Source organism: Streptomyces sp. NPDC002130, assembly GCF_040296465.1.
GTDB lineage: Bacteria > Actinomycetota > Actinomycetes > Streptomycetales > Streptomycetaceae > Streptomyces.
In genome coordinates this window covers 1-1197 of the sequence record NZ_JBEOXI010001043.1, presented here as the reverse complement: position 1 = coordinate 1197, position 1197 = coordinate 1, and the positions used below count along the sequence as shown (strand labels likewise).

The following is a 1197-nucleotide window of genomic DNA, read 5'->3' as shown; positions in this document are numbered from 1 at the left end:
GCTGTCCTGTGAGGCTAAGCGCGGCTGCACGGTGAGGGTCTGGGTCTGGGGATTCAGAAACGCAACTTCTCGGAACTTGTTGTCCGGCAAGGCGGTGCGAGCTACGAGGCCCTGTCCGAGCAGTGCGCCGAGCGCGGTGGGATCGTCGACGCTCCACAAGCGGGTCTCGTCCTCGGACCACGTGCGAATCATTCCGCCGACAACAGGACTGATCAGCACAGGCTCGAGGTTCGTACCGCCTGTTGATTCGCTCACCGCTGGCTCCCCACCGCACTCCGTACCGCCGGACCGGTTCCGCGCGACCAGATAAGTATGCCGCTTGCTGCTGTGCGCCTTTATTAACCGCCGGGGGTTAATAAAGGCGCACAGCAAGTGGTCACATATGCGTGCCGCCGTCGATGCGGATTTCCGTTCCGGTGACAAACGAGCCGTCTTCGGAGGCGAGCATCGCGATCACGCCGGCGACCGCGGACGGGGGAGCGAAACCCTCGCCGATTGCCGGCGCCAGCTTGCCGAGCAGCGTGAAGTCGATGTCGGCCGGGAAGCCGGGATCGGACGTCATGCCCGAAGCGATGCTGCCGGGAGCGACGGCCACGGCGCGGAGGCCCTGCTTGCTGTACTCGAGAGCGAGTGCGTGCGTGAAGGATTGGATTCCACCCTTCGACGCTGCGTACGCCGTCATGTAGGGGTGGGCGAACGTGGCCGACGTGGAACTGAAGTTGACCACGACGCCTGCTCCGCTTTCGAGCAGTGCCGGCAGGGACTCCCTCGTCATGAGGAATGTTCCGGTGAGGTTGACCCCGATGACGGTGTTCCAGAAATCGAGCGTCATCTCGTGGGTGTGCGCGGAGCGCAGAATGCCCGCCGCGTTGATCAACACGTCGAGACCGCCCAGAGCCTTGATCGCAGCGCCGACCTGTTCGCGAACAGACTCTTCGCTGGAGATGTCGACCTTCACCGTGGTCAGGCGATCGGCATGGCCTGCGTCCTTCGCAGCGTTCAATGTCTGTTCGAGGCCGGTCTCGGAAATGTCGGCGGCGACGACGGTGCCACCTTCTGCCAGGATGCGGGCAACGGTGGCCTGGCCGATTCCGGATCCTGCGCCGCTGATGAGGACGCGCTTGTCGTCGAATCGATTCACGAGAAAACTCCGGTCTGTGAGATGGACAGCTGTCTGGTGACCGATTCTGCGTGATC

General features: G+C 63.4%; 2 protein-coding genes. Both read right to left on the bottom strand.

The features are described from left to right. Positions 1–255, bottom strand: a 255-nt coding sequence (locus ABT116_RS48210; RefSeq protein ID WP_351647844.1) for a hypothetical protein, incomplete at its 3' end; no start/stop codon positions are given. A 121-nt stretch (positions 256–376) separates the two neighbouring features. Continuing rightward, the gene (locus ABT116_RS48205; RefSeq protein ID WP_298779129.1) at positions 377–1141 is read right to left on the bottom strand and encodes an SDR family NAD(P)-dependent oxidoreductase; all 765 of its coding nucleotides are present in this window, start codon (positions 1139–1141) and stop codon (positions 377–379) included. Positions 1142–1197 lie beyond the last annotated feature (56 nt).